This is a genomic window from Mucilaginibacter terrigena (genome assembly GCF_004168255.1).
Lineage (GTDB): Bacteria > Bacteroidota > Bacteroidia > Sphingobacteriales > Sphingobacteriaceae > Mucilaginibacter > Mucilaginibacter terrigena.
Window position 1 is genome coordinate 115,792 of sequence record NZ_SEWG01000003.1, and the last position, 23,391, is coordinate 139,182.

General features: G+C 44.4%; 17 protein-coding genes. 4 read left to right on the top strand and 13 right to left on the bottom strand.

From position 1 onward, the window contains the following. Positions 1-14 precede the first annotated feature (14 nt). Entirely contained in the window at positions 15-1,250 is a 1,236-nt protein-coding gene (locus EWM62_RS07680; RefSeq protein WP_238989306.1) for a glycoside hydrolase family 76 protein, read from the top strand. 13 nt (positions 1,251-1,263) lie between these two features. Continuing rightward, a complete protein-coding gene (locus EWM62_RS07685; protein ID WP_129876088.1) occupies positions 1,264-2,469 on the top strand; it encodes a glycoside hydrolase family 76 protein in 1,206 nt (401 codons plus the stop codon). 74 nt (positions 2,470-2,543) lie between these two features. On the opposite strand, the gene EWM62_RS07690 is transcribed toward EWM62_RS07685, so the two are convergent. Both EWM62_RS07690 and EWM62_RS07695 read right to left on the bottom strand, forming a co-directional pair. Further along, entirely contained in the window at positions 2,544-2,879 is a 336-nt protein-coding gene (locus tag EWM62_RS07690) for a hypothetical protein (protein ID WP_129876089.1), read from the bottom strand. 60 nt (positions 2,880-2,939) lie between these two features. After that, complete coding sequence (locus EWM62_RS07695) at positions 2,940-4,025, bottom strand: acyltransferase family protein (protein WP_129876090.1); 1,086 nt, start codon at positions 4,023-4,025, stop codon at positions 2,940-2,942. 96 nt (positions 4,026-4,121) lie between these two features. Between EWM62_RS07695 and EWM62_RS07700 the strand changes: the two genes are divergently transcribed. Beyond that, positions 4,122-5,669 carry a cryptochrome/photolyase family protein gene (locus EWM62_RS07700; RefSeq protein WP_203235005.1) on the top strand — a complete coding sequence of 516 codons (1,548 nt, stop codon included), beginning with the start codon at positions 4,122-4,124 and terminating at the stop codon, positions 5,667-5,669. A 56-nt stretch (positions 5,670-5,725) separates the two neighbouring features. On the opposite strand, the gene EWM62_RS07705 is transcribed toward EWM62_RS07700, so the two are convergent. From EWM62_RS07705 to EWM62_RS07725, 5 genes are all read right to left on the bottom strand, one after another. Further along, complete coding sequence (locus EWM62_RS07705) at positions 5,726-8,053, bottom strand: S9 family peptidase (protein ID WP_129876092.1); 2,328 nt, start codon at positions 8,051-8,053, stop codon at positions 5,726-5,728. 165 nt (positions 8,054-8,218) lie between these two features. Further along, positions 8,219-8,548 (bottom strand): hypothetical protein, encoded by a 330-nt coding sequence (locus EWM62_RS07710; RefSeq protein ID WP_129876093.1) that lies wholly within the window; start codon positions 8,546-8,548, stop codon positions 8,219-8,221. 281 nt (positions 8,549-8,829) lie between these two features. After that, on the bottom strand, positions 8,830-10,410 hold the full coding sequence (locus EWM62_RS07715) for an alginate lyase family protein (protein ID WP_203235006.1): 1,581 nt from the start codon (positions 10,408-10,410) through the stop codon (positions 8,830-8,832). A 254-nt stretch (positions 10,411-10,664) separates the two neighbouring features. Further along, complete coding sequence (locus EWM62_RS07720) at positions 10,665-11,873, bottom strand: MFS transporter (protein ID WP_129876094.1); 1,209 nt, start codon at positions 11,871-11,873, stop codon at positions 10,665-10,667. A 16-nt stretch (positions 11,874-11,889) separates the two neighbouring features. Then, positions 11,890-12,810, bottom strand: a complete 921-nt coding sequence (locus EWM62_RS07725; RefSeq protein WP_129876095.1) for an SRPBCC family protein — start codon at positions 12,808-12,810, stop codon at positions 11,890-11,892. A gap of 187 nt (positions 12,811-12,997) precedes the next feature. On the opposite strand from EWM62_RS07725, the gene EWM62_RS07730 reads away from it, so the two are divergent. Next, complete coding sequence (locus EWM62_RS07730; protein WP_129876096.1) at positions 12,998-13,990, top strand: GlxA family transcriptional regulator; 993 nt, start codon at positions 12,998-13,000, stop codon at positions 13,988-13,990. Positions 13,991-14,019: 29 nt separating this feature from the next. Here EWM62_RS07730 and ppsA read toward each other — a convergent pair whose 3' ends face one another. The 6 genes from ppsA to EWM62_RS07760 all read right to left on the bottom strand — a co-directional run bounded on the left by ppsA (position 14,020) and on the right by EWM62_RS07760 (position 23,376). Beyond that, a complete protein-coding gene (gene ppsA, locus EWM62_RS07735; RefSeq protein WP_129876097.1) occupies positions 14,020-16,653 on the bottom strand; it encodes a phosphoenolpyruvate synthase in 2,634 nt (877 codons plus the stop codon). 208 nt (positions 16,654-16,861) lie between these two features. Further along, positions 16,862-17,692: a glycoside hydrolase family 16 protein gene (locus EWM62_RS07740; RefSeq protein ID WP_129876098.1), complete on the bottom strand. Its 831-nt coding sequence runs from the start codon at positions 17,690-17,692 to the stop codon at positions 16,862-16,864. 114 nt (positions 17,693-17,806) lie between these two features. Next, positions 17,807-18,844 (bottom strand): family 16 glycosylhydrolase, encoded by a 1,038-nt coding sequence (locus EWM62_RS07745; RefSeq protein WP_129876099.1) that lies wholly within the window; start codon positions 18,842-18,844, stop codon positions 17,807-17,809. An 8-nt stretch (positions 18,845-18,852) separates the two neighbouring features. Continuing rightward, on the bottom strand, positions 18,853-19,746 hold the full coding sequence (locus tag EWM62_RS07750) for a PKD domain-containing protein (RefSeq protein WP_129876100.1): 894 nt from the start codon (positions 19,744-19,746) through the stop codon (positions 18,853-18,855). 11 nt (positions 19,747-19,757) lie between these two features. Continuing rightward, positions 19,758-21,848, bottom strand: a complete 2,091-nt coding sequence (locus EWM62_RS07755; RefSeq protein WP_129876101.1) for a hypothetical protein — start codon at positions 21,846-21,848, stop codon at positions 19,758-19,760. Positions 21,849-21,867: 19 nt separating this feature from the next. Beyond that, positions 21,868-23,376 carry a RagB/SusD family nutrient uptake outer membrane protein gene (locus tag EWM62_RS07760; protein ID WP_129876102.1) on the bottom strand — a complete coding sequence of 503 codons (1,509 nt, stop codon included), beginning with the start codon at positions 23,374-23,376 and terminating at the stop codon, positions 21,868-21,870. Between the last annotated feature and the right edge of the window lie 15 nt (positions 23,377-23,391).

The window sequence follows — 23,391 nt, forward strand, 5'->3', positions numbered from 1 at the left end:
TATAAACATCTATTATGAAAACTAATCAATTCACAAAGCTAATGGCGGCATGTATAATGCTGGCCATCACGTTTACCGCCTGTAAAAAAGATCAGGCCCCCTCCTCTGCAAAACCTATTGCTGGCGAAACCATTACCGCTGGTAAAAAGCTAAAAACGCAGGGCACAAGCTCGGCCTATTACATTAAAGCAGGCGAAACGCACAATTTTATATATGGTAACCTGCTTACCAGTTACAATAGTTACCGGGTAAACACAACAACCCAAACCACCACAGCTTACGAATGGTATAATGTTAGCCAGATATATGCTGATGCAGCAATGGTGAAAGTTGGCAATTCGGCATACGCGCCCTATATGAATAATACTTTCGCATGGATGAACAATATGTGGAATGGATCAAACCCTGCAGGTGGTTATTATGCAGCAGCCAATGTAAACGGCACGGGCGCCTCGGGCGATAAGTATACAGACGATAACGCCCTTTCGGGAGTGGCGTACCTTGATGGGTACGATGTAACTACCGGCACAACCAAAACCAATTACCTAAATGCTGCCAAGGCATGTGCAAATTGGTTGATGAACAGCGGCCAATGGGATAACACTTATGGCGGCGGCTTTTGGTGGAATACGATAAAAGAAAGCAAACCAACCCAAACCAATGGGCTGGCCCTGCAATTGTTTTTGCGCCTTTACCAGATAACGGGACAAACGTATTACCGGGATTGGGCTATTTCTGTAAAAAACTGGCTGGTAAACAATATGTATGATACACCAACAGGCCTGTACATCTGGAAAATTGACGGTGCCGGCAGCGGTACCAAACACACCGAAAAGTTCACCTACGATAATGCGATCATGGTTGAAGCCTTTTTGCTTTACGGGCAAGTTATGGCCGACAATAGCTATGTGACCAAAGCGCAAAACCTGGGCGGAAGCATGAATACCACGCTTTGGAACAGTACATATCATGTTTACATTTTTAACACTACTGATGGCCGTATAAATCCCGCATGGTGTGTATGGGGCTCGCAGGCCATGATAAAACTATACCAAAGAGATGGTAATACGGCCTGGCTTGATTATGCGCAGCAAAATATCGATTACATGAATACGCACCTGCGTAATACTACCAACCTTGGGTATTACCATTTCTGCAATTTTAACGGCAGCAATGTTGAAACCAGGCAGGAGGGTGTAGACCAGGCATGGATGCAGCGCACACAAGCCATGTTATCCGACTACAGGTAATTAACATACACAAATGACATTGATACAAAAACACATCCGCATTGTTGCTCTTATACTGATCATTTCAGGTATACTCCCGCATGTTTCATCCGCGCAGCAAAACCTGTCTGCAGAATACAGGAAACGTGCCGAAAGCATATACCTAAATGTTTGGAAACGCTACCGTGTGCCTGCGCAGATAGGCCTGTTTTCTGAGAATTATCCCTCCAATAATAAGGATACCCTCACCTATTTCCAGGGAAGCGGGGTTAAGGAAAAAGAAGTTAGTTTTTTATGGCCTTTTTCGGGCATGTTTTCGGCGGCCAATGTGTTAATGAAAGTGCCGGCGTTAAAGGCAAAATACAAACCGTACCAGGATAGTTTGGTAATGGGCATTGAGCAATACCGGGATACGGTGCGCAAACCGGCAGGTTACCAGGCATACCCCGTAAAGTTAGAGAAGGCCGACCGTTATTACGATGATAACGGGCTGGTAGGTATCGATTATATGGAATCGTACTTTAACACCAACAACCCGGTGTACCTGCAGCGCGCTAAAGGTGTTTTCAAATTTATTTTAAGCGGATGGAATGATGATGTTGGTGGCGGTGTAACCTGGCTGGAGGGTCATAATGACCAAAAACCTGCCTGTACCAATGGTATGGCCACGCTAACCGCGCTAAAAATTTACCAGGGCAGCAAGGATAAATATTACCTGCAACAGGGCGAAAAATTTTATAGCTGGATGTATAAAACCCTGCGCGACCCGGCCACCGGTATTATAGCCAATGATGTAAAACTTGATGGTAAACAAAACCTGACATTTTATACATACAACACAGGGTCATTAATGGAAGCGGCTGTAATGCTGTATCGGTTCACCGGCAAAAAACAATACCTGGAACAGGCCAAAATGCTTGCTGCTGATAGTTATAAATATTATTCGGGCTTGCCGCACAATAATAACCATGCTTTACAGATAGACCTGCCCTGGTTTGTTACGGTGTTGTTTCGAGGATACGAAGCATTATATAAGGTTGACGGCAATTACCGGTACATAGCCGCAATTGAGAAAAGCCTGAACTACGCATGGCAAACATCGCGCGACCGTTACGGCCTTATAAGCCATAGCTGGACACCAAAGCCCGATGAACTGCAGAAACCTAAATGGCTTTTAGATGAAGCCTGTATAGCAGAACTGTATGCCCGTTTAAGCATCCTGCAAAAGGATAAAAAATAGCAGTTTTTTGGTAAATTGGTTAATATATGCGCCGCCGGTAATGAGAGCCGTCGGCGCTTTTTTTATTAGATTATTTATACGTCTGCCAGCCCGGGTTTTTCGGTAACCTTTTTCCAGATGGAATAGCCGCCGTAAATAAACATCAGGCCAATGCATAGGTACACCCAAACAGATATATTGCGGCCTACTATTATAAGGTAAAGGTAGGGCATGCTAAAACTGAGCGAGGCGAATAACAACGTTATCATAATAGGCTTTTTTGCCCGCAGGTTCTTTATCGTCCATCCCAAAAAAGAGAAAAAGCTTACTTTACTTACCAGGTAAAGGCTGCCCAGTATAAGCGGGTCAACCTCGTGCTTTTCGCCGAGGCTTATCACCCAATTTTTAAATAATGTAAAATATTCTTCCATTACCCGCAAGATATGAATAACAAGTAAACCGGGGATATAATTTCAGCCCGAACAGGTAATTTATTTTTTTAGCGCCTGTTTGCGTTTATCAGTCAAATACTTACGAAGCGGGATGTCATAATATACCATAATTAAATAAGCAAAGCCAACCATCAGGGTCATCCCGGTTATGATAATTAAAGTTAATTGAGGGGTTGATGGCTTATGATTGCTATAGTAATTACCAAACATCCATATAAATGCATAATGCGTCATGTATAACGGGTAGGAAATATTACCCGAGAAATTACAGAGTTTTTTTAGTCCCGGCGATAGCGTGGCCCCGGCACCCAGTGCCACTATCAGCGGGAAATAAAGCAGTACCACCAGCGGTTCGGTAATCCAGTTCCATTTGGTAAAAGGCATTAAAAAGGCAAATATCAGCATAATGCCAAGCCCGGTAAAGCCCAGTTTATTTTTAATGATCCATTTGGAACGATAAATAAGCAACCCTGCTAAAAACGAATAAGAGATACGGGCCAGGCCATCCCAAAATGTTGGCCCGCTCCAACCGCCCATAATATTCCCGGCATGGTAGGTAACCATACAAAGCACTACTGCCGATACAATGGTAAATAACAATAACCAGCGGCGCACTAATTTATATAGCACTAATGCGTAAATAATATTGGCCACATACTCCCAAAATAACGACCATGCAGGGGCGTTGAAGCTGAACAGGTTAAACGCCCGGTCGGCAATTACCGGGTAAGGTATCAAAAGGATGGAACTTAAAAATACCAGTACGATCTTGCCTGTGCCGTACAATTCGGGGTGGCCGCCAAAGGGGTCGAACAGGAAGCTTAATAATCCTAATATTGAACCTAATATTACTAATGGATGCAGCCTGATACCTCTCGATTTAAAAAACTCGATCACCCCTATTTTGCCAACGCGATCGTCATAAGCGTAGCCTATAACAAAACCTGATAAGCAGAAAAAGAAATCGACCGCTAAAAAACCGTGGGCAAGGAAATTTTGCGGCGGGAGGTAAACCATTTCCATAAAATGAAAGGCTACAACAGCTAAAGCAGCAACACCCCTTAACCCGTCAAGGATCTCAAAGTGCTGTTTGGTTTTTAATACTTCGGGGTTTAGTTTTTCCATACAGCTTCAAGAATACCGAATTATAATGTTCCGGCCAAATATTGGCATGATAGTAAACAAATCATTTAATTAGTGCATCAATATTCATGAACAAACATGCGCAGGCCTTGTTCCTTCATCATGCATCCCAATAGTGTCACGCTTGTTTTTCCGCATCAATTGTTTGAGCGCCATCCGGCAATTAAACAGCAGCGAATGGTTTACCTGGTTGAAGAATACCTCTTCTTTAACCAATACATCTTTCATAAAAAAAAGCTGGTATTGCACCGTGCATCTATGCAATATTATGCCGATAGCTTGTCGAAAAAAGGCATCCAGGTAAAATATATAGAAGCAACCAACAAGTTATGTGATATACGAAGGCTGATACCCCATTTGGCGGGGCAAGGCGTTAAACAAATTCATTATTGTGATGTTGCCGACGATTGGCTGGCGAAGCGCCTGGATAGCCAATGTGCTACACACAACATAGCTTTAGCCAAATACCGCACCCCCAACTTCCTCAACAGCCCCGATGATGTAGCTGATTTTTTTGATAACAGGAAAACATATTTCCAGACCGACTTTTACATAGCCCAACGCAAGCAACGGAATATTTTATTGGAAAGTGATGGTAAACCCATAGGTGGTAAATGGACCTACGATAGCGAAAACCGGCTGAAATTCCCTAAAAAGCAAAACCCTCCATTATTGAATGTGCCCAAGGCCAACGAATATGTAACTGTAGCACAGCAATGGGTTGATAAGCACTACCCCGATAATTATGGTAGCACAGCATCGCCTTTTGGTAATTTGGGTGGTTTTTACCCGGTTACTCATCATGATGCCGCACATTGGCTAAATAATTTCCTGGAACATCGCTTTCAAAATTTTGGTGTATATGAAGACGCGATGGTTTCGCAAGAGAGTTTTTTATACCATTCGGTTCTTAGTCCGCTCTTAAACATCGGCCTGTTAAATCCGCAGGAAGTAATTGATAAGGCGCTTGATTTTGCTGCCAGTAACGGTACGCCACTAAACTCTTTAGAAGGATTTGTACGCCAGGTAATGGGCTGGCGCGAGTTTATACATATTGTGTATCAACGCGAAGGCGTAAAACAGCGCACAAAAAATTACTGGGGTTTTAAACGGCGTATCCCTTTATCGTTTTGGAAGGGCGAAACAGGCATAGTGCCGGTTGATACGATAATTAAGCGCGTGCTGCGTACCGGCTACAGCCACCATATTGAGCGACTGATGGTGATAGGAAATTTTATGCTGCTTTGCGAGTTTAATCCGCACGATGTTTACAAATGGTTTATGGAAATGTACGTTGATGCTTACGATTGGGTAATGGTACCTAATACATATGGCATGACACAATTTGCAGATGGCGGCCTGATGATGACCAAACCTTATATAAGCGGCAGCAACTACCTGATGAAAATGGGCGACTGGCCAAAAGGCGACTGGCAGGACACCTGGGACGGCTTGTTCTGGAGGTTTATGCATGTGCACCGTAACTTTTTTTTGCAAAACCCCAGGCTGGGCATGCTTATAAAAATATTTGATAAGATGCCTCCCGAAAAGCAACAGCGACATATTTTAAACGCGGAAGCTTTTTTGGATAAGCTTGATAAACAGGATAGTATTAATACACGGTAAATAAAAAAGCCTGCAATGAAAATTGCAGGCCGGTATTTAGTACTTGTCGCGGATCATTAACGTGGGGTTGTGCGTGGTTTCAACTGGTAATCGTAAGGTGCTTCGGCGCCTAACAGGTTCTTTACAAAATAATCCCAGCGGCGGCGCATCATGTAGCCCGAATACTGGCCATATCCATGCGCGCTATTAGGGAATATCACCAGGTCGAAGCTTTTATTGGCTTTTTCCAATGCCTCAACTACCAACAGTGTATTGTATGGCGGCACGTTGTTATCCATCATGCCGTGGGCAAGCATTAGCTTACCTTTTAAGTTTTTAGCATAGTTTTGATTAGCCTGCGCATCGTAGTCAGAATTTTCAACCAGGCCGTTATAGCGCTCGGCCCAATCATCTTCGTAGTTGCGGTTCTCGTGGTTGCCCGATTCTGAGATGCCTACCTTAAAGAAGTCGGGATAACGGAACATAGCCGCCGCGGTAGCAAAGCCGCCTCCCGAGTGCCCCCAGATGCCCACTTTTGTTGTATCAATAGGGTATTGCGAAGCCAGTTGCCTGATGCCTGTTATCTGGTCGGGAAGGGTGTTTTCGGCCATGTTACCGTAGTTCATATCATGAAAACTTTTTGAACGGAGCGGGTTGCTGGTGCCTTCTATCACTACTACTATAAAACCCAGTTCGGCAAGCGCCTGGTGATCGCCGCGTGATGCAACAAACGACCAGCTGCCTACACCGCCACCCTGCGGACCGGGATAGATGTAATCGATAACCGGGTATTTTTTGTTAGCATCCATTTTTGTTGGTGTAAACACCAGGCCATAAATATCGGTAATACCATCGTGAGCTTTAAGCTTTACCGGGACAGGCGGTTTCCAACCTGTAGCAACCAAACGCGATACGTCTGTTTTTTCCAAAATAGTTATCATTTTGCCTTTAATATCGCGCAGCACAGTAACCGGCGCTACATCCGGTTTAGAATAGCTATCGACAAAATAATTATAATCGGGCGAGAAGATAACCGTATGGTTACCTTCTTCGGGTGTAAGCAGGGTTAAGCCCTTGCCATTAAAACCGATTTTATACAGGTGCGAAAAATAGGGGTTACCCGCTTCGCGGCCACCCGCTACAAAGTACAGCACCCGGTTCTTCTCGTCAACCTTTAGCAACTTGGTTACAACCCAATCGCCTTTGGTTATCTGGTTTTTTACTTTACCTGTTGTGGCATCGTAAAGGTATAAGTGGCCCCAGTTATCGCGCTCCGAAAACCAGATGATCTCTTTTGAGGCAGGCAGATAGCGCCAGTTGATAACGCCCCAGCCAGATTCGAACTGCGTTTTTACGGTTTCTTCAAACACCTCGCGTACGGCACCGGTTTCGGCGTTGGCAATGCGCACTTTTTCGTTTTTATGATCGCGCGAGGTTGATACGAAGGCGAACTCGGTATCATCGGCTTTCCACTCGGCATCATCAAAACTCCCGCTGCTTGATATATCATCGCTAAGCGTAGCACGGTGCGGATCGGGCGGGATGTTAAAACGGACAACTTTCGCGTTATCTACATCAACAATAACCCTTTGGATGGTGATAATATCCTTATCGCCGGGCAGCGGGTATTTCCATGCTTTAAGCGTTGGCTTACCTACATTGGTGGTAACCAGGTACATATCGCTTGCCTTACGCTGGTCCTGCTGAAAGGTGGCAACCTTCTTAGAATCGGGCGACCACGACACGATAGGCCTGTCGCTCATTGTCCAACCGGCATTATCGGTAGCATAGCCAAAGTCTTTTGCGCCATCGGTAGTAAGCTGTATTTGTTTGCTGCTGGCAACATCGCGCACCCAAAGGTTGTAATCTTTAATAAACACGGCGCGTTTGCCATCCGGCGATAACACTTCATTACCTCCGCCACGTGCAGCACGGCCGGTAAGCTTTTCAGCTTTTTCGGGCAATGCTTTAGATGTATCGGCGCTTAATTGATTGGTTGCCGGGTTATAAGCCCATTTTTTTGCATCCGCAGAAAATAGTATAGATTTTCCATCGGCGGTGTATTTAATACTTTGAAAAGGCAGCTTGTTGGCATCGTACTTTTTACCACCCGCGGCAGATAAAGCGTCGGCCAGTTTTTGCGCATTAAAGGCAACGGTACGTGTTTTTTTAACCGGGTCAACCAATACATATTCGCTGCCCTGCGCGGTATAAACCCGGTACCAGAATTTATTGCCGGGCAGCCAGTTTGGCCTTACGCTGGAGCGGTCAATAAAGGGCTCGGTGTTGTATCCTAAAAAGCTTTCGGCGTGCTCGTAATCCTTAGCGGTTAAGGAGGTGCTTTGTTGTGCATTAGCGCTTAAAGCCAATGCAAACGCAGTTACCGTTAGTAAGTATTTATTCATTTCAATAATTTAGTCAGTAAAACATTTGAAGATACCAAGTTAAAGCAATTTAACAATTTAATAATGCGACCGAAAGTATAATGATTGTTACACTAAGTGATTACAAAACTAAGCCCGGTAATATAATTACCGGGCATCCTGTATATAACTGCCATAGTAGTAAAATTACCTGGGCCTGGGGTTTTGGCCGCCTTTAACAACAATGCCGCCAATAGGCTGCCCGTTAACAAGCGCGATGGTTTCAAGTTTGCGCCCGCCTGTGTAGGTGCGGTGATCGTCTGCTGCCTGGTTGGCAGTTTGTTTTACGGCATTAACTTTTTGGCCAAAGGAGGTATTTGGTGTTTGCCTTGCGTTATTTTGTTGCTTAGCAACGGTTACATTCATCGAAATACGTGGCGAAGGGTTGTTGCTTATGCCTTTTTGTACGGCGCTTTGGGCCAAAGCTGATGCACTTACAAATGATAATACTAAAACTGATAATGATAACTTTTTCATGATGTTGTTTTTTAGGGTTTCTGCATGTATATCAGCTGTATGCCAATTTTGTTACCCTCCCCTCAATTATTTTTTTTAAGAAGGGTTTAGCCATTAATAGCTATAATAGGTTCAATGTTGCATTCGGTACCGTGGCAGTGGTTACCAGCCGGGCAGTTTGATAAATAAAAAGTAATATCACTTTTAATCAAAAGCCATCCGCGATTTTAGTGGATAGCTTTTTTGCAAAAAAAGGCTGTATCATTTCTGATAACAGCCTTTTAGTGATCAACTAATTGCGCCTATTGGTTAAGCCCGAATGATTCCCAGCCTTGCGGGGTGGCCCTGGTACATGTCATGGCCTGGGTGCCGTTCTCGCTGGAGATATACTTACCGTTATTGCCCTGTAGCGTTATCTTGCCATCGGCGGTAACACCCCAGGTGAATTTTTCCCAATCGCTGGGGGTAGTGCGGTTACAGGTAATAGCCTGCGCGCCATTTTCTGACGATACGTATTTGCCCATGCTGCGCAGATAAACCTTGCCGTTGCCGGCATCCAGTAAGGTAAAGTGTTCCGGGTCGCCGGCTGTAGTGTGGGTACAGGTCATGGCCTGGGTGCCGCTCTCGCCGCTAATGTATTTATTATTAAAACCCTTAAGCGATATTACTGTACCAATAGGTGGGTTATTGTTTGGCGGAGGAGTTGTGCCGCCACCTAAATTATAGTGTGTGTAGGTGGTGAAACCTAAAAAGGTATTATCTGCAGGCGCGCCAAGCGGGTCGTGCAGATCGCGAAGCGCACCCATATTTGAAGTACCATAGTGATGGTACGCCACCTCAATGCCGCCATAAACCGCGCTGCCGGTAGTGCAATAATCGCAGCTGATGTTCTGAAAGAACGAGCGGTACATGAAATCGTACCCGGTGCTAATACGGTTTGACAGCGCGGTGTATAAAGAATTATCGCCCTGCATGGCCGCAACTTCGGCAGCGTAGGTAAAGCCGGTTAACGAATATTGGTAATGCACACAATCTGTACGGTCGCATTCCTCGGGCATGGTGCCGTCCGGGTGGATCATATTGGGCATGGTAATATTTAGCTGTGCCTCGCCATCATTAAAAACACTGGCGCTGTTCAGGAAAACGCCAACAGCCATTTTAGCGTAACCGGCAGATACGTTCCAATTGTTGTTATAATTATAACCATTACTACCAAAAGTGTGGTTAATGTAATTGTTTTTTACGTTGTTAAGGTAGTTGCTAAAAGTGTTTATATCCGCCTGCGACCAGTTTGCCGATACGCCGTTTGGCTGGTAATACCTGATGATCTCGGCAGCGGCTACAAAACTTGGGGTTGTCCATGAAGCTTCCAGGTCGGATTGATGGGGGTTATCGGATGCATCAATAGGCGCGTAGTTCTGAAAAGTGGATGCCCAGCCGTTCAGGATGAACTTACACTTATCAGACCATTGCGTGTCACCTGTTTTTGCGAAACGCAGGGCCAGCGCGTAGGCCAGTATAGCATCCTTACGGATCTGCGACTTGGAAGGACTTGTATGCCCGTTTGAACCTACGTAAACGGTAGAATAAAACTGTGTGGGCATAGGGTTATTGTTAATAAAATCAACAACCTTTTGATATGAGGCGTTGCGTGCAGCATCGCCGCCATTAACCTGGTTACGTATCAGGTCGAGGTTGGCAGCGGTATTCATCACGCCAGGGTGCACAAATGAGGTTACCGACCGGGGGGCGGTCACCGCTTCTGTTCCTGATTTTGCCGGGGCACCATCGGGCAGTAATGATTTTTTGCATTGGGTAAAAATTACCGCGGCTGTAAACAGCAGGGCATAGCAAGCCCAATAAGAAAGGTTTGTTTTCTTCATAATTAAAGTTTAGTAATTGGTTTATAGATGTAGTTTAATTACAATTGGTAGTTTACCGGATGGAGCAGTTTGCGGCACCCGGAAAGTATTGGCTATCAGCACATATCGATTGGCACTGTTGAGTCAAAACTATTTAACTAAAAGATAAAACTGCAATGTTTCGGGAGATTTATTTACTAAAACGTTTTCGTAATTAACTGTTAAATAAGCATTTAATGAGGGTAAATGCCGTCAAATAACATTTAGCCGAGGGTTTATAACGTTTTTAATGAAGATGATCTGTCGCGCGGGGCCCGGTCGCTAAAAACCAAAAGCACGGTTATTATGCCTATCACAAAATAACTCAATACCAGCGGGAATACACTTTTTACCAGCAGGTGGCTGATAACCGAACCTAACGCCGACCCGATAAAAAAGAAGGTTGTGCCGTAAACAGCAGATGCCATACCGGCTGTATGGCCCATTGGCTCCATAGCCAGGGCGCTACTGTTAGGTTCAACCGCCAGGTTAAGCGACATTAGCAGGGCTATTGCGATGAAAAAGATCAGCATATCCGGTGGGTTACCGGCCAGGATAGTGAATAAAAGTAACAGGCTGGCTACTGTTAGATAAACAAAGAGAAGCCCTCTTATGGTTCGCCTGGCCCCAAACCTGGATGACAAGTAAGAGTTTAGGAATGTACAGCACGACATCAGGAGGCCCATACCGGCAAATATCGCGGCAAAGGCTTTTGGTTTGCCATAGATCTCGCCTACAATATGCTCGGAACTGGCTACGTAGGAGCTTAAGGCGGTGAAAAGGACAGTAGTTATGCCGGTGTACCTGAGGAACGTGCGGTTGCCAACCACTTTTTTGATAGACTGGACAAGGCTGGCTAATTGCAGCGAGTTACGCTGATCGCGGGGCAGGGATTCCTCCAGCCTTAACGACCATATAAAAACGATAACGGCAAACAACGGTGGCGTAAGGAACACCATTTGCCATGATGCAACAGATAATATAGCTATCCCTAAAAAGGGAGCGAACACCGGGGTAGAGAGGAATATGGTAAAAATAAGGGACATGGTACGGGCCATCTGGTCGCCAACAAAACGGTCGCGTACCCCGGCGATAGTGGTCATAAATACGGCTGAAGCGCCTATCCCCGCCACAAAGCGTGCCGCATACATGAGCGGCAATGTTGGGGCAAAGGCCGCGGCTATCCCACTGATAATATACAGCGGGAAGCCTATCCTGAGAATAGCCAACCGCCCAAAACGATCTGACAGCGGCCCAAAAATGATCTGGGCGACCTGGCCCATGAAAAAGAACGAGATGATCTGCGCTGTAGCTGTTGACTGCGGCGGGAGCCCAAAATGCTCCCGGAGTTGGCCAAATACCGGTAACATAATATCGATCCCCAAAGCAGTTAGCATCATGGTAGATGCTGATAGCGCAATAAACTCGGCCGGTTTCATTTTCATGTCGCCTGTAAATATATTATTTATTAAATTCGGGATAGGGGAAACCCTTGCCTGTTTCACAAAGAAATTTCAGGCTCCGCAGAAATAGCGCCCAATCAAAGCTACAACCGGCAAACTCATTTGTAGCGGCCTTCCACCCATCATGATGGAAAGATAGCGAACATCCTTTATGGTTTGGCTCCAGTTCAAAAGTAATGGCGGTGCCGATCCATTCTTCATGAGCTTTAATGCAAAGCCATTTTACTGTACTATATGGTTTAAGCTGCTCTATTTTCATTTCTTTAAAATAGGTTGAACCAAAAGCAAACCTGGCAATACTTCCTGCTTCGGGTTTTGCAATGGTATCCGCTGTCCACCAGCTTGCCAGGCCTTTCTGTGTGGTTATAGCTTCATATACCTTTTCAACAGGCGCGTTGATCTGCAACCGGTGAAATATACATTGGGTGCCCCTATCTTTTGCAGGAACCGGTTTTGTTTCAGCGTTTTCATCTGCCTCTTTAGGTGTCGCGCTCCCTTTGCCTGTCAGGATAAGATCTTTTAAGCTGTCTTGTATATAATGCGTCCATGCATCGTGGCAAACGTTATAACATTCGTAGGTTGGTACCAAGCCCTGATGAGTAAACGTTAATTGTGTTTTATCATCTTTTTCAGTTATTTCAAATATCACATTAGTGCCTTTCCATTCGTTTTCATCTTTGGTGAACTTAAAATAATTGTCAACCACGTGCCAAACCACTTTTTTATTTGTAACAAGCTCAGTTATTTTCATTTTGGCACGGTGTATATCCTGGTAATGGTATATAAATTCGCTGTTCAGTTTACCGGTATCGCCTTCAATGTTTTCTGACCACCAGCCGCGTACATTATTAATAGCATCAAAAACTTTTTGTGCTGCTGCACTAACTAAAATGGTTGTTGTGAAATCCTGGTTTTTCATAATTCTGTTTTTGTGTTAGAAGATGTTTCCCGCATCATTATCAGATACGCTTAAGTCAAAAGTAGGGATAGCGCTACGCCTAAAAGGGGTGTGAAATAGACTTTATCACGGGGTAATTTAGACAAACAAATTATTTTTGCATTCCAAATACGTAACTTAGGGTGTCGATCATAAATCTTAAAAAGCGATGAAGCACTTAACCATAATTGTCCCTAACGGGCAAAGTAACCTTAGCACTATTGCCAGTATTGCAGGCGCGTGTGATGTATTTTCAAGAGCCAACATGTATTGGAAAGATGCCGGAAAAGGGGAGTTGTTTAATATAGAACTGGCGGGGATATCAGAAAAAGCAGACTATTACGGCGGCCTGATCACCCTTACGCCGCAGGTGCATATTTCGGAGATAGCCAAAACCGATCTCATAGTTATCCCTGCTACAACCATTCGCAGTTATGAAGATGCTGTGCATGGCAATAAATTGTTTATAGACTGGATTGGGCAGCAATACAAAAATGGTGCAGAAATAGCCAGCATATGTAGCGGGGCCTTTATGCTGGCATCAACAGGTTTGCTCGATGGGAAAAGCTGTTCTACACATTGGTGCGTGGCGGATGTTTTCAGAAACTCGTTTCCAAATGTGCATTTAGAAGCCGATAAACTGATCACCGACGGGCACGGGATATATACCAATGGCGGTGGTTACTCCTTCCTTAATCTGCTAATATACCTGGTAGAGAAATATTATGACAGGCAAGCCGCCATTTTTTGCGCAAAAGTTTTCCAGATAGAAATAGACAGGCAAAGCCAGTCGGCATTTACCATATTTACCGGGCAAAAGCTGCATGGAGATGAAATGATAAAAGAAGCGCAAACTTATATTGAGGATAAGTTGGACGAAAAAATATCTATTGAAAATTTATCTTCGAGGTTTGCCGTGGGCCGGAGAAATTTTGACAGAAGGTTTATTAAAGCCACAGGTAACACACCGGTTGAATACACCCAGCGGGTAAAGATAGAATCTGCCAAAAAAGCGCTTGAAACTACTCGTAAAACAATTAACGAAGTGATGTACGAAGTGGGTTACTCGGATGTAAAAGCGTTTCGCGAAGTGTTTAAAAAGATCACCGGCATTTCGCCATTAGAGTATAAGGCTAAATACAATAAAGATGGAGTGGTTTAGGGGAAGGTAATAATTATTAAAGGCCTAATCTACAGCACCTCCACATAACCGTCGGTTCCGTTTACCCTGATCCGTTGCCCATCTTTGATCAATTTAGTAACGTTATCTATTCCTACAACGGCGGGCAGGCCGTATTCGCGGGCAATAACAGCGCCGTGGGTCATCAGTCCGCCAACTTCGGTAACAAGGCCTTTTACAGACACAAACAGGGGTGTCCAACTGGGGTCGGTAAAGGTAGTGACCAGTATATCTCCATCTACCAGGGTCGCATCTTCCATTTTTAAAATAACTCGTGCGCGCCCTTCTACAATGCCCGAAGATACGGCCAGCCCGGCTATAGCGTTAGCCGGTAGATCCCCCCGGTTATAACTGCCTGAAAATGTTTCGCCGTCAGTTGTCATAACACGCGGCGGAGATAGTTTTTGGTACAGTTTATATTCTTCTTTGCGTTTATTAATAACGGAATAATTAACCTGCCTTGTGCGCACCGCCTCCTTAAGTTCTTCAAAATTCAGGTAATAAATATCTTCTTTTTCGTGAATAGTACCAGCCTTTACAAGTTGCCCGGCTTCTTTCAGTATAGCTTGTTTATAAACAAAGTACCGGCTAATAATGGCATATTTTGGATATTCGCGATAACCGGCATAGTTTCGGACAAGGTGGATCATGCGTTTTGTTTCTTTTGCCTTTTGCGCGCCATCAGGCAATTGCTTCAATCTTTTCAATAAATCCTGTTCCTTTTTTAAAGCCTCCTGTTCTCCCTGTTCAAACCGCTGTTTGCCCGCACCCGGCTCGAAGCTTTTGATGTTATTAAGGATCAAAGACACAAGTTTAATGGGTTTTTCGGCCCAACGATAATTGGTAATATCTATTTCCCCAACACACCTCATCCCATATTTGTTAAGGTAGTTTGTAATTGCTTCACGGGTTTCCTGTCCACCTTTAAACTTACCTAACCCCTCTAAAAAGTTGTCCTCATTTATTTTTTCTAAATACGCTATTATCTCGGGGTAAGGGCGAATTACATCCGCTACATCCAGTAAGTCGAGGCCCATTTCTGAGGTGATATTGTTTGGTGCAGATTGAGAGGTAGTGCCGGCCGCGTTTTTTTCGCCAAGCCACTCCAGCATTTTTTCGTTGATCCAGGTTGAAGCGTTCATCCCGGTCATGATAACACCAATGCTTCGTGGGTCGGATGTTTGTTTTTTTAATTGCCCGATATCTTCCATAATAAAATCAAACAGGTCCGGGCCTGACTTCTCCAGGATGTTTTGTTTTAGCGCTCCTAAAGATGCCTGGCTGCTATTGATCAAATCCGAAACGATTGTTGGATCATAATCGTTCAGCGCATGATAATCGGGAAGGGGAACAGCATTACTGCTTTGGCCGGTACCCGGTTTTTTTTCATCGGGGGATGGTTTTATAAAATCGCCCCGGTTAATGATGGTTGTAAGGGCGTCTTTAAAAAGGGGATCGAATTTTCCGAGGGTGGTAAGTATCGTATCCCGGCCGGCAGGTGAAGCCAGCATAAGTGTAGCATCTATAAACAGCCTGCCGCCTGCCGTGCGTGTGTTAGGCGGGGTCATTAACATCCAAAACGACAATCCCAATGGTTTCATCGCATCGGTCATCATTTGCTGGTGGCCTACAGATAAATAGACATGTTTTTCCTGGTCATTTGATTGGGGGATAGGGTATAATGTGGTAATTGGGCGGGCTTGCACTATGTAAAATGTACCATTGGCTAAACACCATTCAATATCCTGCGGGCTGCCAAAATGTGTTTCGATGCTTCTGCCTATGGCTTCAAGCTGCAAGATCTCTGCATCGGTGAGCGCTTGCTTGTTCTGCTGGGCAGCTTCAATTTCCTGCTTCTTTGTACCACCGTTTATTTCGGGGTATATAGCCAGTTTTTTTGCTGATATTTTCTTATGGATTATCTTACCTTCGCGTACCTTGTAATTATCGGCATTGACAAGGCCGGAAACCAATGCTTCCCCAAGGCCGAAACTTGCGTCGATAGATAGCACTTTCCTGTTACCAGAAATTGGATCGGCAGTGAACAAGATACCCGCCACCTTGGAGAAAACCATTTGCTGCACAACTACAGATATCTGTACCTTATGGTGATCGAAGCCGTTTTGGATACGATATATTACAGCCCTATCGGTAAACAGGGATGCCCAGCATTTGCTGATATGCTTTAGTATAGCATCATGGCCAATAACATTTAAATAGGTATCCTGCTGGCCAGCAAATGATGCTGCCGGCAAGTCTTCCGCTGTAGCGCTGGAGCGAACCGCGAAGGCCTCTGCCTTATCAAACTTTGTAATGTAAGTTGTAATCTCTTTTACTATATCAATAGCGATGGGCGTGCTTTCAATGGCTGTACGGATGTTTGCGCAAATTTCGCTGATATTTTTCCTCGCGTCTGCCTTATGTCGTGATAGTTCATCCAGCAGGCCGTTAAATATGCCGTTATCACCGGTTACTTTTTTATAAGCTTCGGTAGTAACACAAAAACCACGGGGCACACTTATACCTTTTATTTTCGACAGTTCGCCCAGGTTAGCGCCCTTGCCTCCAACTAACATAAAGGTTAACCCGTCAGCATTATGTAAATCGAGTGTATATATGTTTGATTTGTTGTTTCCCGGTGTCATGATGATGGCTTATCAGATCTGTAAAAAGCCAAAAATATAAGGTATGATCTATCAAATTACCGTTTTTAAACTATATTTTTTTATTCGCAATAACGACGGAAACAGGGCGTTATCCTTACAACAAATGAGGTTAAATATTTACTTTAATTAAACAATAAAGGCCCCATACGGGGCCTTCTGCAAATAGCGCTTACGTGTATTGTAAATGTTATTGTTCGCTGCTTTTAGTGACCTTAACCCAGTCGACCCACATTTTGGCTTCGCCATTTTTCACCATGTTAACGGTGCTTTCGGGTAACCCGTAGAAAGGTTGTTTTACACCGTTTATTTTAGCAGGGTACCCACCACCCAAGGCATAATTAAGTATCATATATTGCTTATTGTCGAACACCCATTTGCCATAATGTTCTGCCATTTTACGGGTTACCCTAAACATTGCTACGCCATCGTATTTAAAAACAAGGCTCTCGGGTGTCCAGTCAACCGCGTAAACATGCCATTGTGTGGCATCGTGTTCCTTATCAAAGTATAAACGGTTTACAAAAGGGGTTTCGCCGCTGTAACCAGGGCCATGCACGGCCGCGCTTATCCAGTCGGGTTCACCCACGTACTCCATAATGTCAATCTCGCCTGTTTGCGGCCAGTTGCCTTTGCCCAGCATCCACCAGGCCGGCCACAAGCCTTCGCCTGCGGTAACCTTTATGCGTGCCTCGGCTGTGCCATAAGTAAAATCAAACTTATCGCGGGTGTTTATTCGTGCCGAGATGAAATCATATTCCCTGCCTTCAATATTTTTAAACTTAGGCGAATATTTTGGCTTTAAAACCAGCAGCCCGTTTTCTATGTACATTACAGATGATGAATCTACATAAGTTTGTAACTCGTTATTCCCGTTAAATCCGGGTACTTCCGGTGTCCATTTGGTGCGGTCGAGTGTGGTGCCCAAAAAATCGTCAAAAAAAACCACATTGCCTTTGGCATAACCCGTTACCGAGCCTTTTTTAACAGACGAACATGACGTGCCAATAACTATTGCCATTGCGAATGCAGCAGCATAAATACACTTTTTGTGAAGCATAATATTAATCAGGGGATTATTTTATAAAAAGTAAGGCTATCGTTAATTAACGGATAGCCTTACCTGTTTAAATGATTATTTATAAACGCGTACGTAATCTACCTCCATGGAGTCGTTAGTGAAATTAGGGTCGACCGCCGGGCCACCAAAATTACCACCTATTGCAACATTCAGTATCAGGAAGAAATCGTGATTGAATGGCAGGTCGGCAGTGTTGGCAAACGTGTGGTATACGTTACCGTCAACAGCAAACTTCATGGTAGTTGGCGTCCATTCAAGGCTGTAAACGTGAAACGCTGTAGAAGCAGTTGGGTTTTGTGTAGTTGCACTTACACCGCCGCCACCATAATGATTTGGATAGTGCAGGGTAGAAAATATGGTGTTTTGTTGTTTACCAACATGTTCCATAATATCTATCTCGCCGCAGGCGGGCCACGGAGTGGTATCTACATTGGCACCCAGCGCCCATATTGCAGGCCATGTACCTACACCTGCAGGCAGCTTTGCTTTAACCTCGACACGGCCATACTTAAACGCGAACTTACCTTTAGTTAATAGCCTGGCCGATGTATAACCAAAACCATTATAATCCTCTTTCTTCAGGTTGATTTTTAAGGTACCATCAGATTCAATAGCATTATCTGTGCGGTTGGTATAATATTCCAGCTCGTTATTACCCCATCCGTTGTTGTTCCCCAGATCGTAGCCCCATTTACCAGGGTCGGGCGCGCCGGTGTTATTAAACTCATCCGACCAAACAAGCGCCTCGGCTGCAGAAACATTTACCTGTATTGATTTTACTGTTGTTTTACCGCTTTGGCTTTTAGCGGTAACCTTTACGTTATAAACACCGGCCACCGGGTATTGGTATGTTAAACTGCCGCTTGTATTGTTCTGAAAAACGCCGTTCCCAAAATCAAACTCGTACGATACGGCGTTTTCTGCTGTAACGGCAAAAGTTACCGTGCCGCTGTTATCGGTACTTACGGTGGGTGTTACAACAACATTTGCAGGTTTGTCTGCTGTTGAGTTGCCACCCGTATCATTATTTTTAGAGCAATTGGTAAACAAGGCTACCACTGCCACTAACACTAAAGTTTTCAATCTTCTCATATCTTTTATTATTTAACTTTAAATTTCTGATACCATGCAAGGCCATCTACACTCATGGTGCGTACTGTAAAAGTGGTTGCAGTTAGCTCCATAAGTTCGTACGTGCTGCCACCTGTGCCAAATGCTATAAGCCCGTTACCCGGTACTGTGAATTGTATACGGGTTGAATTTGCCGGGGTTGAGCCCGACGTAGCATCCATAAACACCAGTTTTTTAGTGCCTGTAACATCAAGGTCATAACAATTATCTCCTCCTGATTTACCGTAAAATGCAGTAGCAGCAGCTATGAAGAAAGACTGCCCTTTGTTATCAACCGTCATGTTTATGGTTTTTCCATCTTTAGTAAAGGTTATCTCGTCATCATATAAACACTCATCGCGTTGGTTTGGTGTGGCGCTATAATGGTTTGATGTATAGGTATCGGCAGCGCCTACACCTACATGGCCGGGGGTAAGGCGATCAATAACCCAGGTTTGCGAACCACCGTTAGTAAGGTTCTGCAATATTTCCGCCGGGATCTCAAACGCAACAAATACGGTAATGGTTTTGGTTGTAGTGGTTGTTACGCCACCGGTACCTACAGCATTTACCACAACGGTGTATTCGGTAGTGCCGGGGGTAGTATATTTGTGCACCAGTGCGCCTTCGCCCACTATTTTGCTGGAACCATCGCCAAAATCTACTTTGTATGAAATGGCATCTGTAGCCGATGCGTTGATTGTGACGTTACCGGAACCGCTGCCTGCAGGGTGGGTATCGTCAACACCTTCAATCTCGGTTGTTATGGTCAGGTCCTTCGGGGTAATTATTTTACCAAAGGAATACTCTTGTTTTTTACAGCCTATTGCAATTATAACGGCTGCCAAACAGATGGTTATTAATGCTTTTATATTAATTTTCATCGCTTTATAAATTAATTAAGTGTGATATCATCAAAATAGAATGTGTAGTTGGCCGATCCATCACCCGACGTGCCGTTATCAAATATCAGTACAACTTTTTGGTAAGAGTTGGCTGTGTTGATTGCGGTGTAATCGAAAGTTAACTCTTCCCATTCGTTGGCTTTGGTGGTAGTTACTTCTTTTTCGAAGCTGATGCCGCCGTTGGTTTGGTTCTCTACCTTTAGTAAAACTTTAGCGCCTACCCTTGGCGAGTATACTTTCATCTTGATGATCTTTTTGGTTGAGAAATCGATCGGGTTATCAAGGCTGATAAAACTGCCGCCGTAAGTAGCGCCGGGGCTTTTTACCATTTTGGCAACTTTAGTACTGGTATTAATACCGGTAGCGCTTGGGTTGTTAACAACAGTAACACCGCCGCCTTCAAAATCGATAAAGGCGTAGTTCAGGGTTGCAGATTGAAAATTAAGCGGGATGCCTAAAACAGAAGATGGTGCAGGTAAAAGTTTCAGGTCGTCCCAGTAAAATGTTTTACCCGAACCGCTTACACCAAAATCAAAAAATACCGTGGCTTTATCATAATTATATGCCGCATTAAATGCAGGTGTACCGCCAGAGTTATTAAGCAAATTGAACGTTAGGGTTTCCCATCCGTTAGCTACAGTGGTTACCGCATCTGTTTCAACAGATTTTGTACCATCGTTATGGTCTTCTATTTTTAATTTGATGGTTAACCCTGCCGCAGGCGAATAAACGCGCAGGCTCATTTGAGCAAAGTCTGCCGTAACACCTATTTTAGTTGGGAAACCTGCTGGTGTACCAACAGTAACCCCGGCCCATGTTTCGGCACCGCCCGGCTTGGTGGTCTTTTTAACTTTGTTGGCCGCGTTTGTAGGGTCAACTGCATCAATGGTAATATCATTACCAAAATCAGTTACGGTGTAATCTGTATTTGGCGCGTCAAATGTAACAGGCAAGCTTATTTTTTGAATAGGGACAGTCATCTTCAGGTCGTCCATATAAAATACTTTACCACTGCCGCTTACATTAAAGTCAAAAAACATCGAAGCCTTATCGTAAGTGAACGCCGGGTTTAACGCAGGTGTACCCGGAACATTATTATTAAAATCAAATGTTAAGGTTTCCCAGGCATTGGCTACTGTTGTTAGCTTATCAACTTCAACAAATTTTGAACCATCGGCATGGTCTTCTAATTTTAATTTGATAGTTAAACCTACAGCAGGTGAGTAAACACGAACCGTCAATTTTGAGTTTGCAGCAGTTACTGCAATTTTGTTTGCAAAGCCTGCACCTGTACCTAATGTTGTACCTGCCCAAACTTCGGCGCCGCCCGGTTTAATAACTTTTAAAACCTTATTTGCAGCATTTGCAGGGTCTGCAACCACACTTGATATGTTACCGCCAAAATCGCTGGTGGTGTAATCGTAGTTAGGGTCGTCAAAGGTCAAAGGCAGGTCTATTTGTCTGCCTACTTTTATGGTTTCCTCGTGCGTGGTTGTTGCAACGCCACCGCTTAAAGCCACTACTCTTACTACGTATGTACCCGCAGATGCATAATTATGTGTTGCCGTTTGCGTTTCCAGGAAAGAATCGTACGGCTCGGGATCAGCTGTAGTTTCATCACCATAATAAACATGGTACATGGTTTCAAAATCAGCGGCTGCGCCAACATTAATTGTTAAGCCGTTAGTGGTGATAGTTGTCTTTAAATTCTCGGGCGCTTTAAACGATACAGTAAGCTCCTGGGTTAATTCGGTGGTTTTGCCGTTTACACCGTGGGCTACGATTTTTACATTGTAAACGCCTTCTTTGTAAGTGTGCTGGGTGTTTTTGCCCGGGCCTACTTTAACAAAGTTATCGGTACCATCGCCATAATAAACATCATAAAGGGTTGCGCCCTCGCCTGTTGGGTAAACGGTAACGAGGCCGGTGTTATCCTGTGTAATGTTAAATAATACCGACAATTTTGCCGGATCAGATACACCGTTATTCACAAACGATGTATCATCAAATACTTCCTTTTTACAGCCTGTTATAACAGCCAGTACCAGGATTATGCTCAAAAAATATTTTATTGCATTCATGATCTTGATTTTTTAAGGTTTAATAGCCCGGGTTTTGTGTTAAACCTGTAACGTTAATTTCTTCCTGTGGTATAGGGAACACCTCGTGCTTGCCGGTTTTAAAACCTGTAAGTTTTGCGGCGGCCTGCCCTGTTCTAACCAGGTCAAAAAAGCGGTCGCCATCCATAGCCAGTTCAAGCCTGCGCTCGTCCCATATAGCCTGTTTAAGTGCATCGCCTGTAGCGGTTATCTTGTGCAGGTCGTCGCCAAATGCACGGGCACGTACCCTGTTAAGGTACTCCTGTGCTTTGGCATCGCTGCCACCGCTTCTGTTTATAGCTTCGGCAGCCATTAGCAATACTTCAGAATATCTTAAAACCCTAAAGTTGTTCAGATAGTTCAATTCAACCTGGCCCGATGTTTCACCTTTGCGTGGCAGGTATTTTCCGTTGTATAAACCTGTGTTTTTATACGGTGCTACCTGATAGGTAATGTTAAGTTCGGGATGGGCTGCTTTGTAAGCTTCGATATCGAATGCTGTGATGGCTTTACGCTGGTCGCCTGCAGAATATGCGTCAGCCAGGTCTTGCGTTGGCAGGTTGGTGCTCCAGCCAGCAGCATAAGGCATAGCGCCGCCGCCGTTTAAACCCCTGATTCCATTTTGCTGAACAGCATAGTTACCCTGCCCGCGTGTGGCACCACCCCAATTGTAGTAGGGCGAACCATTGGTGTACTGGATCTCGAATACCGACTCGGGGCCGTTTTCGCCTGCTGCCAAGTAAACAGATGCGTAGTCACTTACCAATGAGAAAGGGCCTTGTGTAATAACAGGTTCTAATACCGAAGCCGCTTCTGAAAACTTGTTCTCGTATAAATAAACTTTACCTAACAATGCCTGGGCAGCATACTTAGTTACACGGCCTTGCTGTGCCTGGGTGGCAGGTAAAACTGCTATGGCATCGTTAAGGTCCTTCTCTATCTGCGCGTATACTTCGGCTTTTGGTGCCCTTGTTAATGATTTTGCGTCATTATAATCAAAGCGATCGTTAGTGAACAATGGCACATCGCCCCACATTTTTACCAGGGTAAAATAGTAGTAAGCCCGTAAAAAGTGCATTTCGCCATAAAGGGCATCTTTGCCGGTGAAGTCAACCGTTTCGCCCGCTTTGTTCTTGTCTTTATACTTTATGATATAATTAGAACGGTTAACACCTTCGTAAGCAACCCGCCACAGATCATACAGTGTGGAGTTTGATGAGGTTAAGGTAAAATCGTCTATTTGCTGCAACGCTAAAACGTCTGATGCGCTTTCGCCACCCGCTACCGAGTTATCAGATGCGATATCGCCAACAACAACCGCCTGGTTTAACCATTGCAGCGGGGAATATACGCTGATGGCCATGGTACGGTAATCTGTTTCCGATTTCAGGTAGTCAAGGTCGGTAACCACAAAGCGGTCGTGCGGGTTATTTTCTACCCATTTTTTACATGCTGTGAGTGTGGTTATTAGCATAACCACGCCAATTAGCTTTATATATTTTTTATTCATCGTAATAATATTTAA